We start from the raw sequence: 16,577 nt of genomic DNA, 5'->3' as shown, positions 1-16,577 counted from the left end.
TAGTCTACAGACCCGAACTGCAGACGCGGTGTCCATGGTTCGACTGAGCCAGCAACCCTTGTTACACATTAGTAGCGGAGTGCTGCTCGGCCTCGGCATCGGGGTATTGATCGGGAGCGTGTCGATGTACGCCCACTGGAACCGCAAGCTATGACGTGCGGACGTACCGCCTTCGTCGTCGGCATAGTCCTTGTGGCCCTCTGTACAGGAACCGCCGTGGCCGACGCGCCATCAGGGCTCGACAGCACCTGTCAGGATCGACCGAACACCGTCGTTCTGTTCGTCGAGCATCACGATCGAGCCCACACTGACGGGGCGACGCTGTACCCTGGGACTGTGGTGTACGTGGCCTACTGCGGTGATGGAGAAGCCGAGAGCCCGACTGCTGGCGGGCAAACAGTGTGGGGTATTGGAGCCGATGCTGGCCTTGATAACGTGACCAGAGAGGGCGACACCTATCGTGCCGTCATTCCTGAAAACAAGGAGTCGGTCGTCCTGAACGTGGACACGATTCGCAACCAGTCGCCGCAGAACGAGATCACGGTCACCGTCCAGCAGGGACCAACGGTGCAGTCAACACTGACAGGCACGCAGTTGTCGTTCCGTTCCGAGCGGGCGACATCCTACGCAGCGAACGAGAGCAAGTACCTCTCGGCTCGGAATGAAACACGGATGGCCGCCGATGCCCTGAACCAGACCGCACAGAACATCCGGAAAGCCGGTCCGTCGGCCTTCGCCAACGAACACGCTTCGACAGCGAACGCCTCACTCGCAAAGCTAAATACCTCCCAAGCGACCGCAGACGATCGCGCAGCAGCCCTACAGTCCCTGCTCTACGTGCGGGCGACGGAGAGTACGCTTCCACACGGTGATCACGGACAAGCCCTCGAAGCCCTCCACGACAGCGAGCGTACAACGACCGAACGGACCGCAGCTGCGCTTGACACCTACCGTGGCGCACTGCGCTCGGTCGAGCGCGCAGCACGACAGACAATTATCACGAACATGGCAGCGGGACTACTTACCGGCCTCGTCATAGGGGCCATCGGCGGCGGGTACAGACTCAGACAGTATGGGCAGAAGACGCAGGACTTCAGTGACTTCCGCGGAAGCGACTTCGATAGGTCGTTGCTGACTGCGCCGGTGGCGCTCGGTCTAGCGCTTGTCGTCGGCGGCCTTGCGCTTTTGATCGTGACGGGAATCGGGGGTGCGTTGCTGTGAAGTCTTCAACTCGAACCGTCGCCGGCATCTTCGGTCTCGTCGTTCTCGGCGGTCTCCTCAGTGCGGGTGTGTTCGTCTTCTTCGGCTCTCAGCTGGCAGTGTACGCAACCATCGCCATCGCGCCGATGCTCGTCGTTGTCGGGGGGCTCTGGGTCCGCCGGCGAATTACTTCAACTGGGACCGACCAGACACAATATACTCGGCGGAGAGCGCGTGAAGTCGGCGAGTCGTTCAGCGAGGCGTGGGAGAAGCGCGAACGAATGCGTCGGGAGTACCCCGACGTGTTCGACGGGGGTCTCGGACTCGGAGTTGACGCACTCGTGTCGGACTTGCGTGGGGAAGGGATCGACTTCGATCGTGAGAGTGGAGCATTCACGCTCGGCAGCGTCGGCACGCTCGAAGACGTGAATTCGTTGGCGAGCCGCGTCGACACACTGACGAGTGATCTTGACGCTGCCTTCGGCGAGGCCGTTGAGCGTCGCGTTGCAAACATCGGGTCTGAATTGGAGCGCATCGACGACTTGGCAGCGGTCGACGACCGACCGACTCCAGATGATGTTCCGGCCGACGACTGGGAGGCTGCGGGCGCAACGCTTGACGAAGCCCGCAAGTATGCGACAGACCGAATTGACCGAGCGGCCGAGACCATCCAAAGCACCGTCGGGTCCGCCGACGACGTGGACCGTGCGGCCGTCGAGGATCGCCTGTCCGAGGCCCGTGCCGCCGCGGCCGACGACCGCTTCGCTGACGCGGTCGCCGCCCTACTCGACGCGCGTGACACTGTACGCCGCGAGGGAGAGAGTGCGTTCGGCGCTGTCCGAACCGATCTTCGCTCACTACTCGACACTGTGGCCGACAGCGATGTCGACGACTACCTCACTGACACTGACGTGGACGTGAGCGATCTCCGGCAGGCAATCGACAGTCTAGACGATGCGATGGAACTGTCGGCGCTGACAGAGCATCGTGAAACCGCTCGACAAAGAGCGGTTGCAGCGGTGACCGCGCTCGAATCTGACCTGACCGACATTGTCGATCGGCTTGAACGAGCCGACATCCCCGATGGATACTACACCGTCCCCGACGCGTACGAGCAGGATTTCGCCAGCGAGCTACGTGATACAGACGATCTCCAGTCGTTCGAGGCCACGTGGATCGAGGCCACCAATTCGCTGACTGCTGCATTGGACGAACTGCGACCGAAAGACGACGTGGTCAAAGGTTATGACCAGGTGCGCGAGGTTATCGAGACAGAACTGCAGGCAACCGGGCGGGTTGACGCCGACGATCTCCCGGTGCGACAACACGAGGAGCAGTTCCTTGGCCTCTACTACCGTGAGAATCCTGAAGCCGTCTCGTTCGATATCGACGAACCGAGCCTGTCGGTCTCTGGCGGCGGAGAGATGTACCCGGTCAAGGTGACTGTGAAGTTCGACCGTGGCGGTCCGGACCGTGAGGTAACCGTCACACTCGACGGGGATCGACACACAGCCACGGAATCAGTCACCACCCCACTCGTCGGTTCAGTCACATTCGAAGACGTTCCGTACGGAGAATATGCGGTAGAGGCTGTACCGAGCGACGACGACTTCGGGTCGGCAGAGGCAACTGTAACAGTCGACGCCGAGAATGAACTGTCACTCGATCTTCCCGAGGTCACGCTCCGTGACCGCGTCTGTGACGGCATCCAGACCGAGTCAGAGCAGTACCTCGACGAACTGTCGGACACGTTTGATGACCGGTTCGACGACGAAGGGTATCTCAGTACTGCCATGTCCTACCGCGTCGATTCCGAATACATCCCGTGTCTACTGACTCTCTGGGCCGAGCGTGCGGGACACGACGCGACGCAGCTAAACGACGGTACCGTCATCGTCTACGACGACGAGACGCTACGCGGCGAACTTGAGAACGTTGTCGCGTACAACCTCGACGAGGGGGAAACAATCGCCTTCGACGAGCTCAAAGAACGGTTCCTCTCAGCACCGGTGCCGAACGCGACGCTCGCGCAACTGGCGACCGACGACCTCGCTGACGCGACCGCCGAGGACGATCATCTCACGAAACACTAACCATGTCAAAATCAGACACCTACACCCGCTGGGCCGTCCTCGCCTCCGGTGAGGGCGGCGGCCGTATCGCTTCGACGCTGTTCAGTCGCACCGAGAACCCCGGTATCGACGACCGGGTGCTGGTGATGAACACCAATCGTACGGACATCGCTAACACGATCGATCGTATCGAACGCAACACGATCGATATTCAGGATATCCGTGCCGACCACACCCTCGAATTCGGTCCGCTTGACGGCGTTGGGAACTACTTCCCAGGCGGCGAGCAGTGTGCCGAAATCGACGAGGACCGTATCAGTGAGAAGATAGAGGCCGGTGGCATCGACCAATCTGACGCTTTCCTCTATATGACGACGCTCGGCGGTGGAACGGGTAACGGCTCAGTTCCGTATATCATCCGTTCGTTGAAAGAGAACCCGCCAACGGAAGCGATGGGCGACGTCGTCCACGTCGCGCTTGCAGCATGGCCGTACGACTTCGAGGGGGGACAGCGCCACTTCAACGCCGTTTGTGGGCTCTCTCGTCTTCTCCGGTGGTACGATGGGACGCAGAATGCCGATATGGTCATGCTCGTCTCGAACTCCCACATCTCGAACGACGACGAACTCAACGCCCCCAACGAGGACAAATACGAATCTGTAAACCGCAACGCGATCGCCGCGATGGATATGATGATTGGGGCCGGTCGACAAACCCACAGCGTCGTCGACGTCTCGGACCTCGTGACGTGGCCGTCTCGGCTCGATTCCTACCACTTCACGCCCGGCATTGCCATGGGCCAGCCGTCCGTCTTCGAACTCGACCTGCTGTTCGAGAAGGCCGCAGACAACGTCTTTGTTCCGATGGACCCGACGACATCGAAAGTTGTCTACGCTGTCGTCAGAGCGCCTGAACATCTCATAGAGTCCGGAGAATACACTGAGGCCGATCTTGAGATGTCTCTCCAACAATGGCTTGACGACAACGGCATGGACGAGGTGGTCCACCAGATGCCGACGCTGACGCCAACACAGCGGCAAGATGACTCTATCGACGTGTTGTTGCTGTTCGGTGGATTCGACCTCGAACCATTGCTGGAGCAGTCTCGGCCGAAGTTCGAACAAATCATGGAGGAAGCAACTGAGCACGGCCTTTCGACGAACATCGACACACCGACAGAGGAGTTCACTGCGGACCAGTTCCGCACGATACAGCAGAACCTCAATGACTACCTGACAGGCAACCGGAGGTGATCAACGTGGGAGCGACAAATCGCGCGACTGCGGGGCGTATACTAATGTACCTGCTTGTCGTGATAGCGGTTCTTGCGGCTGGTGTCGGGAACGCCTCAGCGGACGATGGCATTACGATAAACCGCACTAGCGACGCCGTCGAGGTAACTGTCCAACAGTCCGCTGCCGGCGGGAACGGTACGCAATCGGTCACGGTCTCCGCTGGGAATCAAAATATAACGAACTATACCATCAATTTCACTAATCGTTCAGAAAACATAACACATATTCAGATACGAGAATTCAGGAGCGTCAGTGGTGACCTCGCTGATAAGAATATCACGGTCAGAGTGACGGGGATAATGAACACGACGGATCGGCAAAGAGTCGATCTCCGATACGTTGAAAAAAGCGGTGATGCCACTGTTATTGCCCGAAACGTTACGCTCCCGGTCAATTCAAGCAGCGTCATCGGAATCCCCGAGGGGGGATCGGTACCCGTAGCGGTCAGCGCAGGTAGCGAGGCTGTCACGGTTGACGCTCGGTACCGCGACGGATCGCTCCGTATTCCAATGCTCACACTGAGGGAGAGTGTCTCACTGTTCGAGTCGCTCAAACTTCGCGTACTTCCCTCAATCACCGTTGCAGAATACAGCGTAAATCCTAGTCAGGAGGCGACGGCGTACCTCACACCGACAGCCGACGGCGCCAAAGTAAGCCATCCGCTTGTGTTCGCAGGTCAGGAATACATCGTCGTGGCGACGACGGCCGGGCCGCCCGGTAACTTTAGCCGTACAATGACTGCCAACGGTCCGATGACGAGCGGAGCAACGGACTATGGCGGTCGGTTCGCACTACCGGAGCAACTACTCTACGCCGATCACTTGACACTGCGAATCAGCGAAGTCGATGGGCGGGAGGTGTATAACAGGAGCCGAGCACCGAGTGAGATGTTGCAAGCCACCGACGGTTCCCAAACAGCCGAATGGAACCAGTCAGCTAAGACAGTCTCGTTCGGCAGCGCAGTACCGGAGGATCTTGCGGCGATCTGGATACAGACCAGCGAGGGTCTACTGAGATATGACGATAGTGTAATCGCGAACGGGAAGCTTGATGCGACAGAGACCAAGCTATCTGTGGGAGAGCGGTTTACAGCCGTGCTGGTCGGTCAGCAGGACTACTGGGCGGTTACAGTCGAAGCTGTCGGAGGCGAGTCATCTCAACAAAAAAGTAACGGAGGCAGCGACAAGGGAGGAAGCGGCTTCATTAATGACGTAGGTTCCTTTATACAGGAAAACACGCTGCTCCTGTTGTCCGGGTTGCTGGGAGTTATTGTGTTTGGGGCGTCGGTCGCCATGGAACAACAGTTAGCGAACGACCACCAGATGAAAATCGGACTGGTGATTGGGGCCTTGGTATTTGGCGCCGGATTAGGTTGGTCGGTTACTGACGGAATGACTGAGTTCGCAATATTCTTGCTCGCAGCCTTCAGTGCCATAGCGTTAGTCATACTAGTATGGATAGTATGCGCGAGTATCCTCGACATGGATGGAGCGAAAGCGGTGTTGGTCAGCGTAGTCGGCCCCGCTATAGGATTCCTACTCGCTGCCGGACTATACATACTTACAGATATAGACATCCTGCAGAATCGTGTCAACCTACTTGCCTTCGGTAGTAGCTATGGGCACATCACTATCTCTGTTCTACTTGGTCTGATCCTGTATCAATCGAGTACATCTGAAAGCACTGCTTCGGGCCCGACAACGTACCAGACGACAGTCCGTGTTAACGATGCTGACGGAGCGCCGGTCAGCGGGACGGTGCAAGTTCAGTTGCAGCCGGGCATGGACGTCAACATCCGCGATACGGTCCAGCGTACCATTGATATCAGCGACGGTGTTGAGACGATCCCACTTGAAGAAGGCACATGGACCGCCCGTGCAGTCCAAGCCGGCCAGGAGGTGAAAAAAGAGCGGAAAGTAACTCGCGCTCAGACGGAGTTGCCATTGACCTTCGAGGGACATCAAGTAGCCATTGAAGCCCTCGACCGGGACTCGGGCGAACCGGTGGATGATGCAGACATAATTATGACGGTCGATGGCGATCGTCGGAAAGGCAAGACGAACCAGAACGGAAGATGGGCCACGACTTTACCGCTATCAGCTTCGTCGATCGAAGTTGAAGTTGATCATAATCTGTACAAAGCGGCGACTTGGAGTGCTTCATCGGTTAAAGGGACCACCGCAGAGACGATAGAGCTCCGGCCGCTCGTAGGATCCATCAAGACAGCGGTGACGATAGACGGCGAGGGAGTTCCAGGTGTCCCTCTAACAGTGACTCGACAACGCGACGGTCAGCAATTCACGGACACCACCGATAACGACGGTTCAGTGACACTCTCAAACGTCGGTATCGGTGAGTACACTATCAAACCGGATCTCAACAGCCGGCCGTCACAATTCAGTGCCGGCCGAACAACCGTTCGAGTCTGTGACGGGGAGACGAGCCGGAAACAAGTTGCCGTCCAGTTCGACTACGACCTGTCGTCGACAGCCCGTGAGCGAATACGCTCACTCCGAGGTCGGGCCGATGACATCGGGACGGCGAGCCGTCGCGATGGGGCGATTCAGGCATACTATGCGAGCGTCCTTGAGGCATCACTCGACACGGTCGAGCGGATACCGGAAAGCGGATACACGCTGCTGACCGCCGATATAGATCCCGACGAGGTCGTCTCAGCGTTGCTCGACGCAACTGAGGCGGCGACAGAAACCGTCGACGACGTGATGACCTCGAAGCGGAACGTCGACCTCTTCTCAGCATGTTCTGACCTACCGTCCGTGACGGTATCGTGGCGCGGACAGATCGACGTGGACCGCGTCGCGGCGCTTTCCGAGCAGGATATCGGGCAGCAACGCGGCGAGGTTCTCGATTCGCTTGAGGCGGTCGATGAGCGTATTTCGGCGGCTGTCAGTGACGTTGCCGAGGTCAGTCCAGCGAGAGAGATGTGGGAGGCGGTCCGAACAATGGTCCGGGACAACACGGGGGCGACACAGGTCGAGTCGGCCGCCCTCATAACCGTCGCTGAGGCGCTCTTGGACGCCATCGACGGGTTGTTCGACGACGACCGACTCAGAGCGCGGATGGAACGGACGGTGTACTAATCATGAGTATGAACAGATATTTTGTGGTACTAATCGTCGCACTCTCAATCGTCACGGTGCCGGTTGTCGGTAGTGCCATGCCGGCATCGGGGGAGACGGCGACTGTCAGTCAGACGACGACGTTCGCTCAAACGAACGAGAGTCAGCCCGACTCAGCGTCGGCATATCTCGCCACGTTTCGCGGGCTGAACGGAACGGCTGCATACACGACCTACAGTGAATTCGAGGTTATCCGCTCACAGGCCGTGCTGGCAGTCCAGATAGGCAATTTCACCGAAACCGAGGCCGAGCGCATGCGACTCGTCCTCAACTTGCTCCAGACCTTCCAGACTGCGTACGGACGCCAGCAGGCTGGAGAGTACGGTGCGGCTATCGAGGCTGCGAACGATACCAGTAAAATCAGCCAACAGCTACGAGCTGTCGAGGGGGGCGAGCGCTACGCCGTCCTCGCTGAGGTGGCTCTGGAACGATTCTACGCCCGGACCGGACAGGCACTTCAATCAGCCGCGGAGTCAGAGTCTGTCACCAGAGAGCGCATCGAGACTCTCCGACGGGCGGCGCTCGCTTATCAACGCGCGGGTGCAACGGACCGCTATTCACAGGTTCTCATCCGGGTAGAGAGTAGCGAACAGAGCTACCGAGCCGATGTGTCGTCGATGAACGAATCCGCGGCTGCCGCCTCGTCGTTCGTCAACGGCTGTTCGAACTGTGGTGGTCTTGTAACGGCGCTGACGGGGTACGGGTTTGGAGTGTTCCCGAAATATCGCGCGGCACAAGAGGCGACACGTGAGACCGATGGGGCGCTTGCATTGGCCGAACAACATGGATTGTCCGCGCGGGCGCAGGCACTGGCTGACCTCCGATCCTCTGTGGAGGACACTCGATCGACACTAGCCCTCGCGAGCGCGACTCTCATTGTAGGCTACACAGTCATCCTCGGCCTGTTCTGTTCGCTCATCGCCTGGCGGCTGGTCGTCTGGCAGCGTGATTTGGAGGCCGCTGCACACGGTGATTCCGTCCTCGTGGGGGCGATGCTCCGTGGTTGAACGCACCCGCGTCGTCTCGGTGGTCGTCGTGGCTCTCTGTCTGCTCACTAGCGCCGGACTCGGAGCGGCGTCTCATACTGGATCACTCGAACTCGAAGCTGCTCAGAGCAGTGATAGCGACAGTACGACGCTGAGCTACACGTTCACCGCACAAGGAAACGGGACGGCGACGATTAGTCCCATGAGCGATAGCCAGAGCGGTGGTGATGTGACGTTCACACTCCAGAGCCGCGAATCGTTCACCGTTCAGGCGGGCGAAACGTACACTGTGGAGTACGACGTGAGTGCCCAGAGCGGTGCGCGTGAGGGAACGTACGACCTCTATTCGACCGTTAACGGACCAGGCAGCAGCTACTCTGAGACGTTATCAGTCGACGTACAGGTGCTCGAACCCCGCTTCGGCTCAGTCGGTACTCAGACCGGTGAGGTCACGTTCACCGAGGACGACACAGCCTCAACGACGGTGACTGCCGACGTCGAAAATACCGGCGATGGTGTTATGACGGGTGTGGATGCCTCAACTAGTGGCGTCCCGTCGGGAATGAGCGTCTCCGTCTCGACACCGGATGAAATCGGTGCTGGAGATACCGGCTCGGTTGAGGTGGACATCGACGCCGATGGCTCGCTCACGGAAGGAAGCCACTCGTTCACCGTCGAGATGACCGACTCGCTCGGACACACAGAGTCGTTCACCGTCAGTATTGATGTTATCAAGGCACCAGCGGTGACCGCACCAGATCGGCAGATATCACTCGGTGACATCCTCGTCGGGGAGTCCGCCTCGACACAGTTCACTCTGGAGGAGGGTGGCGGCTACGATAACGTCGATGGCGTCCAGATTTCCTACGACAATGACCCGCGAGGGACGCTTTCCATATCCGGCATCGGCGGCTACATCTCTGCTGGCGGCTCTGAGGACGGGACTGCGACGATAGACGTCGATGCGGATGCTCGACAACATGCCGACATCAACTTGGGCGCGACGTTTCGGCCAGACGATCCCGATGGAACCGGGACGACAATAAGCTTCAGCGCACGGGTGATCTACCCACCGTACTACGAGTCTGTCAGCGCCGCCGACCGAACCATTGTGTTCGATGAGCCACGCGCTCAGACTGATCAGTTCTCAACGACAGTCCCGGTCACCATTGAGAACGGCGGCGACCAGCCGATGCAACTGACAGACGTGCAACCCTCGGTCTCCGGCAGTGACTTGACCGCGAGAGTGGTCGATGCGCCGGATTCGATTCCAGCACAGTCATCTCGAACCGTGGACGTTCGGGTCACTGCCGACTCGTCGGCTGACGAGGGTGACAGGAGCATGAGCGTCATCGTCGACGCGGAGCAGGCCGGCGAAGAGACCGCGTCGTCGACAGTGACCATTGACCACGACACGGATCTCGCTGTCGAGACCAGTGACGTCCAGTACGGGCGTATCGTCGCCACGCGGAGCGTTACTCGGAATGTGCTCATCAGCGAGCGGCTGGGTTACAACGACGTGCAGAACTTCCAGATATCGAAGGTTTCAGGCCCTGACCAGGGTTGGCTAACCGTGACTGAACGACCCGAATCACTAACAGCCGGCGAGTCCACGCCGTTCGTCACGTCACTGACCTTCGACACACGAGCAAAGTTCTTCACAGAATACTCTTGGGAGTATCGCATCACCGGTGACAACATCGAGGCACAGACCATCACCATCACGGCAACACCGCGTCCGGTCGACTTCACAGCGACTGTCGAGGATCTGCAAAACGCCGAGACAGCCGGTGATAGCCGCCGACAGAAGGTCGCCACACAGACCGCCGGGGCAATGGAAACGCTGGCGACGGAACTACGTGAGGGCGGGTCACAGCAGGCGCGACGCGATGTGACAACAGTTAGCGCTGCAGGCCGAAGCACGGTGCTGTTCCTGCAGTACACGGCTGACGCCCGCCGCCAACTGGACAATGGCAATCACACTGCTGCTCAACGCTCGCTGACTCGAGCTGCAGCGACGTACAATACCCTGCAGACCGGGTCAGAGCGTGTCCGGACGCCAGACATACGCGAACGGATGGTGACCTCTTCGGACGCCGCTGGGTTGATACTGACCGACATGCTCGACGAACAGCGCAAGTACTACCAGCAGCGTCTCGACTCGAATGAGACGACGATGCTCGAGCGGGCACAGACCTACCGCCAGCTCGCACAGTTAGCGGCACTGGCCGACGACGACGAGCAAGCCGCTCGGCTGACGAATCAATCGCGATCGGCGTTCCGAGAGTACTCGACGCTCGTCAGTGATGGGAACGCGGACCTCCAGGCGGCCAGACAGTCTCAAGCAAATCTGACGGCCACGACAATGCTCTCTATCGGCGGCAGGCCAGTGTTCTGGATAGGCAATCTAGACTCCGTCGAACGGCAGCAAGCCGCAGTCGTCGGGTCGTACACGCAGGCCGAACAGCAGTTCGAATCGGCTGGCGCGAGTAGTCGTGCACAGACGGCCCGGACAGAACGGGCCGCGTTTAGCCAGCAGATGGAACAGGGTCGTCTGCTCTCGTTCAGTCTGGCTGGCGCGGTCGCGATAGCCTTCCTGGTCCTCCTCGGTCTAGAAGCGCGGGCCATCTACCGCTACGTACAGGACTCCACCGAGGCTGTCAGCGGGGACTTCCTTCTGGCGCACGACACGACGTGACGAGATGCGTTGGGGGCACCTGCTCCCTCAGCGTGTCCTGACCATCATCTATCACTTCTTCGTCGGCCCGCTCGTCGTCCGATGACTGACTATCGGTACGTGTCACCGACCACTCATCAGCCACGTCTTCTCCGGCATCCTCTGCGATCGGTCCCGAGACGCGGTAGGTGTGGTCGACATCGCCCTCTTGCGTTGACCCAGACGTGGTTAGCGTGAACGAGGCTGTCCCCTGCTCTGTCGGTTCAATGTCGACAACGTAGTTCTCGGCATCACCAGCGGCAATCCGTCCGATGTCGCGTTCACCGGTCGACAGTGGCGTGACAGCGTCACCCACTGCCTCAACCGTGAGGTCAGTCACAGTCGTGCCGGCGGTGAGCGTACATTCGATAGCGCTGTTTCGCCCGACCATTGGTGGCGAACGAGGTTGAGCCCCGAGCCTGAGTGCAGTGTTCGAAGTTTGCGCTGTCCCATTACCTGTCCCGCTAACTTCGTTGTCGGTTTTCCCCTGTGCTGCAAGTGTCCAGTAGCTCGTCGGGTCTGTATCAGGCGTTACATAACGGACGCCAGCTACGAAGGGGGCGGCTGAAGCGAGGTCGGTCCGGTCGGTCTGTCGTTCGATCGTCAGGGTCCCACCAGGTTCCAGTTCGGGGCTGTCGTCGAGCGTCCAGGTAGCGTCAGCGCCTTCATGCGGGTTCACGCCGAGGACCCCGATGCGGCAAGGCTGGTCGCCCGTGTTTGTACACTCGAAGCTCAACGCAGTCATTTGCCCGTGGAGATTCGTCGTCACCCGGGCGAGAATTGGCCCTGGTTCGACGGTGAGTGTATGCGGTGGTACCTCCTTGCTCGTGCCATCGTGCGCTACTGTCCCGTCTGCCACTTCCGCCTCCCCTACGTCGAACAAGGCATGGTCGCGTTCAAGTTCGAAGCGCTGGTCCGGTTCAAGACGGTCAATGCGGTACTGCTGGTCGCCAAGTGCAATCGTGATATCACTCGCCGTACGCGTCCCGACGTTGGTCACGATCACCGTCTCAGTAAACCGCTGGCCCCGCTGGATCGACTCAGGTGCCTCCCTTTCTACGTGCAGTGATGGAGTCAACGTGGCGTTAGGACTGTCTGTCAACGTACTCGGCGAATCATCTTTGCTGTCAGCGGTATGTCCCTGTGCACCTATCTGTCCTGATCTACCTGGTGCGTCTGTGGCCTCAGTCCCGCCGTGCGAAGGTACTGTCTCGGTTTCAGAGCCGCGATCCCAAGCTTCGACTGAAAGTGAGGTGCGCTCAGAAAGATCATGCCCGGACAGCCTCGTCGTTACGTCCATCCCGCTAGCGATAACCGACTCGGTCAACGGTACGACAAGTTGGAAGCGCGAACCACCCGGGAGTTCCAGGTCCCGTTCGATATGCAGGCGCTCGTCGGCCTCTATCACGAGTGTCCCCGTGAGTGTGGCCTCAAACGGAGCCTCGAGGAGCACATCGAGGAATGGATTGGACTGATCCCCACCGGCGGTGATAGTCAGCGACGGACGGTCTGATGGGAGCGAGACCGGGACGGGAATGTCCGCACTCTGGTCGTCAAGCGTGACCGAGAGTGAGTAGTCCGCATCGTTCTCAAGCGGAACCGTCGTCGATACCTCGCCTTCATCACCTGGCTGAACGGTGTCGGTCGCTCCCTCAAAAGCCACGTTGACGGGCACGTCAGCGCTATTAGACACAGTGACGACCACGGCCGCGCCGTCCTCCGTAACTCGTTTAAGTGCCGCCTCGACATCTACAACTGTCGCAGGGTCGCTATATCTGACTGTTTCGACTATACCGTCTCCAATAGTAGTTCCATCAACCGCTACTGTTACTGTTGCTTCACCACTCTCATCTACGCTTTTCACTGGAACCGTGATCTCAGTCGATTCATCCGAATCGAGCGTGATGGACCGATGATCGTCGTCCAGTTGCAGTGAGGTGCTGGCGTCAGTCTCAACCGACGGTGATGCCTCGACACGGCCGGGCCCCGTGTTCGTGATCTGTACACGTATCGACTCGTCAGCACGAGCCCGATCGGTCAGCACCGTAGCATTGAGTGCTGCCGCCGCTGGCACCCCTTGTTGAAAGACGGTCTGTGTCCCACCATCTCCGGTCACTATGAACGACCCCTCGTTCGTGGCAGTCACGGCGTCTCCGCCGGGAAGCGACAACTGGTCGACGGTCCCGTGCTCGTCGACGTACCTGAGGCCGTCGTCGTCAATGACGATGACGTCATTTCTGAGCGCAGTGATGTCCCGTGCATCGGTATCCTGCCGCCATACTTGGTTGGCATCAGGCATCGCCAGCCTGACGAGTCGCCCGTCTTTCAGCCTGACTACGACAGCCGTCTCAAGCACCGCTACCTGTGCGATAGCGCCGTCTAAATTTCGGTCGAACAGTACCTCTCCGGTATCATCGAAGGCAGTGAGGAACGACCACGCGGCGACGACGACGCGGCCGTGCCCGCCGACAATGGCCGCAAGTTCGGAGACATCGGTATGCGGACGTTCGGCTGAGTAGAGTTTCGTGCCGGTCTCGGTGTCAAGACCGACGACTCGACCATCGTCAGTAACGCAGGCTAACACGCCTCCAGCACCGACTGGTGCGATGGCCGTCGCTGCTTCAACGGGCGTCGTCCAGAGTTCGATACCACTCGTCGTCGTTGCTCGCACCGTCTCGTCACTGAGTGTGAATAGGTACCGCTCCGCAGCTACAGCGTCGACTGGTCCGTCAACTGAGACTGTGGATCTTCCGTCGTCGTTGATGACGGTGAGTCGCCCGGAAGGCGTCGCGACTACCACCGCCGATGTATCGGCGGCGAGCATCGTATCGGTACCAAGTGAAAACTGCGTGACCTCGCTGTACGATCGGTCGGGCTCGGGCGCCCCCATCCGTCAGTCCCCCACGCCGTTGTCCTCAGTACCGTCATCTGTTCCGTCGGTAACGGCGGCCAATTGCTCAGCCAGCGACCCACCACCCATCGAGAGGTCAAGCCGGTCGGCCTGTTCGCTGACGTAGTCTCGCATCTCCGGGTATCCCTCCAGTGCGTCAGCTTCGTCGCGGACACTCGTGACGAATTGGCGAATCGTCTTCGGTTGGTGCTCGTCCAGTCGGTCAAGCAGGTACTCGGTGTCAGGGGTCACTGGCTGACGGTCATCGTCAATGACACTCCGGATGAGGTCGCGCTGAAGGTCCGTCCCAAGCACGCGGTCAGCGATTTCAGCGGGCGTGTATCCAGTGGATGCTTCACCGAGTCGGTCGTAATCAATGTCCGCCGCTTCATTTGCCGCCTCCAATTCCGAGAGTTCTTTTTCCCAAACTTGACGCATCACGGCCTGACCGGGCTGGGGAATGAACTGTTGGAGGGGAAATCGGCGACTGGCAGCCGGGTCAATGGTGAACGGCATGTTCGTCGCACCGATAACCAACAGATTGTCCTCGATCTTGTCGGTCCCCATCTCCTGGAGGAAGGCATTGGTCAAGGAGCGTTCGTGGCGCTGGAGATTGTCGTCACTCCGGTCAGGAATGAGCGTCTCTATCTCGTCGAAGAAGAGAACGGCGAACCCGTCTTGTGCGACTCGATGGGCTTCTTCGAATACCGCTTCGACGCGGCGTTCAGCCTCACCTGGGTATCGGGAGAGGATGTCGCCACCTTTCACCGGGAGGAACTTTACATCGCCGTACTCCTCCTCGATATTCGTATTGTTGGCCGCCTCGTACGCGATAGCCTCCGAAACTAACGTCTTGCCACAGCCGGGCGGTCCGTACAATAGCATGCTTCCACCTCGGGCTGCGAAGTTCTCGCCGTAGCGTTGTGTCACCGCTTGCTTCGTGTCCGGATCGAACAGCGCCAGTAGCATCCTGGCAGTCTCTTTGACGTCTTCAAGGCCCGCTACGTCGTCCTCGAAGCTCACCGTCGGTTTCTCTGGCGAGACGTCGATATCCACGTCCATCTCTCCGTCGTCACCTGGCCCCGGGCTACGGCCTGCATCAGGACCTGGTCGACCACCACCGCCGGTCGTACTCCGCTGTCGCTCGGCTTCGCTCGCATCTACAAATTCGATATCGGTGTCGTCAGTGACCACGAGCGTCGTGTAATTGTACGGTTCCAAGGAAACGACATCGAAGGCAGTGAGTGTCCCAGCTACGTCAGTGACCTCTTCGAGCCCACGATGAAGAAGGAACCGCTCGTTCTTGAGGTGGTTGCGCAGTTGGTCCTCATTCCCGTCTTGTAGATGGAGTGTTGCCGCCTCGCAAGTTGCTACCTCGCTCAATCCTACGTCGGTGTGGATGCGGAACGGAACACCGTGGTCAATCCCGCCGAAGAGTTCAGCGACGTTCTCGTGTAGGTAGACAGTGTTCTGGAGGTCGCTGCTCATCACCTCCTGCTGGGGATCAACGTAGAAGTACCCCTTCGTGTTCTTGTGTTCGGCCGCGATGAGTTTCGACGACCCGACCTTTCGCTTCTGAATAGTTATCTGGGACGTCGGTCGGTCCGACTTCGTTATCGGGTTGAGGTTGAGCGTGCTCATGGTTCAGTCGTTGCATCAGTTAGCTGATCGATAGTCCAAGCGGCGAACTCAGCGGGCTCGTCGGCAGGCTTAGTATAAAGCCGCCGCAGCCGCTCCTGCCGTGCTAATTGCGTTCTGAGAAGATCTCTCGTCTCTCGAACTGTCTCGACGGTACTCTGCCAGGTCCGGTGGGCGACAGATGCCGACGAGAGAGTCTCAGTGCGGGCGACGACCCGATCACACTTTGCTTCGGTGTCGTCCAGCCGGTCAATCAGCAGACGGAATACAGGCCGCCAGTTGTGCCTCGCGGTACCCTCGAGGCCGAGCGGGATGATGAGTATCGGTCCTGCGGTAGTCACACGGTCAATCTGTGCTGCGCGGTTACACAGGGACTCGTCGAGTGCTGCCAAGGAGAGGTCGCCGTCGGCGTATAGTCGCTCCAGAAGACGCCTGACGAGGCCGTTTTCTGAGTCGGTGGTACCTGGGACCGGGAGTGGAGTGCCAGCTGCGATGAGTGCGTTGAGTGTGCTGAGAGTCGATAGTTGTGCGAGCCCCTGTCGTCGAGTAGATGTCGGCTCGAGCCGCTGCTTGGCGAGTAAGGCGTCGGCTCGGCGATCGAGCGCTCGCGCCCCGACCACGAGCGACTGAGCCTGCATCG

9 protein-coding genes are annotated in these 16,577 nt (G+C 59.3%); 6 read left to right on the top strand and 3 right to left on the bottom strand.

Annotated elements, in window-relative coordinates:
- The first annotated feature begins 150 nt into the window (after positions 1-150).
- The 6 genes from EGH21_RS19615 (at position 151) to EGH21_RS19590 (ending at position 11,391) form a co-directional block, all read left to right on the top strand.
- Entirely contained in the window at positions 151-1,221 is a 1,071-nt protein-coding gene (locus tag EGH21_RS19615) for a hypothetical protein (protein ID WP_220620102.1), read from the top strand.
- A complete protein-coding gene (locus EGH21_RS19610; protein WP_220620101.1) occupies positions 1,218-3,293 on the top strand; it encodes a hypothetical protein in 2,076 nt (691 codons plus the stop codon). Before EGH21_RS19615 ends, EGH21_RS19610 begins: the two co-directional genes overlap by 4 nt.
- 2 nt (positions 3,294-3,295) lie before the next feature.
- Complete coding sequence (locus tag EGH21_RS19605; RefSeq protein WP_268899091.1) at positions 3,296-4,525, top strand: FtsZ/tubulin family protein; 1,230 nt, start codon at positions 3,296-3,298, stop codon at positions 4,523-4,525.
- A gap of 44 nt (positions 4,526-4,569) precedes the next feature.
- Positions 4,570-7,668, top strand: a complete 3,099-nt coding sequence (locus tag EGH21_RS19600; protein WP_220620099.1) for a carboxypeptidase-like regulatory domain-containing protein — start codon at positions 4,570-4,572, stop codon at positions 7,666-7,668.
- A 2-nt stretch (positions 7,669-7,670) separates the two neighbouring features.
- Positions 7,671-8,714 carry a hypothetical protein gene (locus EGH21_RS19595; protein ID WP_220620098.1) on the top strand — a complete coding sequence of 348 codons (1,044 nt, stop codon included), beginning with the start codon at positions 7,671-7,673 and terminating at the stop codon, positions 8,712-8,714.
- Positions 8,715-8,982: 268 nt separating this feature from the next.
- Positions 8,983-11,391: a hypothetical protein gene (locus EGH21_RS19590; RefSeq protein ID WP_220620097.1), complete on the top strand. Its 2,409-nt coding sequence runs from the start codon at positions 8,983-8,985 to the stop codon at positions 11,389-11,391.
- Here EGH21_RS19590 and EGH21_RS19585 read toward each other — a convergent pair.
- The 3 genes from EGH21_RS19585 to EGH21_RS19575 are packed head-to-tail and all read right to left on the bottom strand — an operon-like array spanning position 11,354 to position 16,575.
- Positions 11,354-14,299 (bottom strand): outer membrane protein assembly factor BamB family protein, encoded by a 2,946-nt coding sequence (locus EGH21_RS19585; protein ID WP_220620096.1) that lies wholly within the window; start codon positions 14,297-14,299, stop codon positions 11,354-11,356. The genes EGH21_RS19590 and EGH21_RS19585 overlap by 38 nt on opposite strands.
- Before the next feature lie 3 nt (positions 14,300-14,302).
- A complete protein-coding gene (locus EGH21_RS19580; protein ID WP_220620095.1) occupies positions 14,303-15,940 on the bottom strand; it encodes an ATP-binding protein in 1,638 nt (545 codons plus the stop codon).
- Positions 15,937-16,575 carry a hypothetical protein gene (locus tag EGH21_RS19575; RefSeq protein ID WP_220620094.1) on the bottom strand — a complete coding sequence of 213 codons (639 nt, stop codon included), beginning with the start codon at positions 16,573-16,575 and terminating at the stop codon, positions 15,937-15,939. The genes EGH21_RS19580 and EGH21_RS19575 overlap by 4 nt, the downstream gene beginning before the upstream one ends.
- Between the last annotated feature and the right edge of the window lie 2 nt (positions 16,576-16,577).

Source organism: Haloarcula rubra (assembly GCF_019599465.1).
In the GTDB taxonomy this organism is placed as follows: domain Archaea; phylum Halobacteriota; class Halobacteria; order Halobacteriales; family Haloarculaceae; genus Haloarcula; species Haloarcula rubra.
The sequence above is the reverse complement of the archived record's forward strand: the minus strand, read 5'-3'. Positions and strand labels throughout refer to the sequence as shown.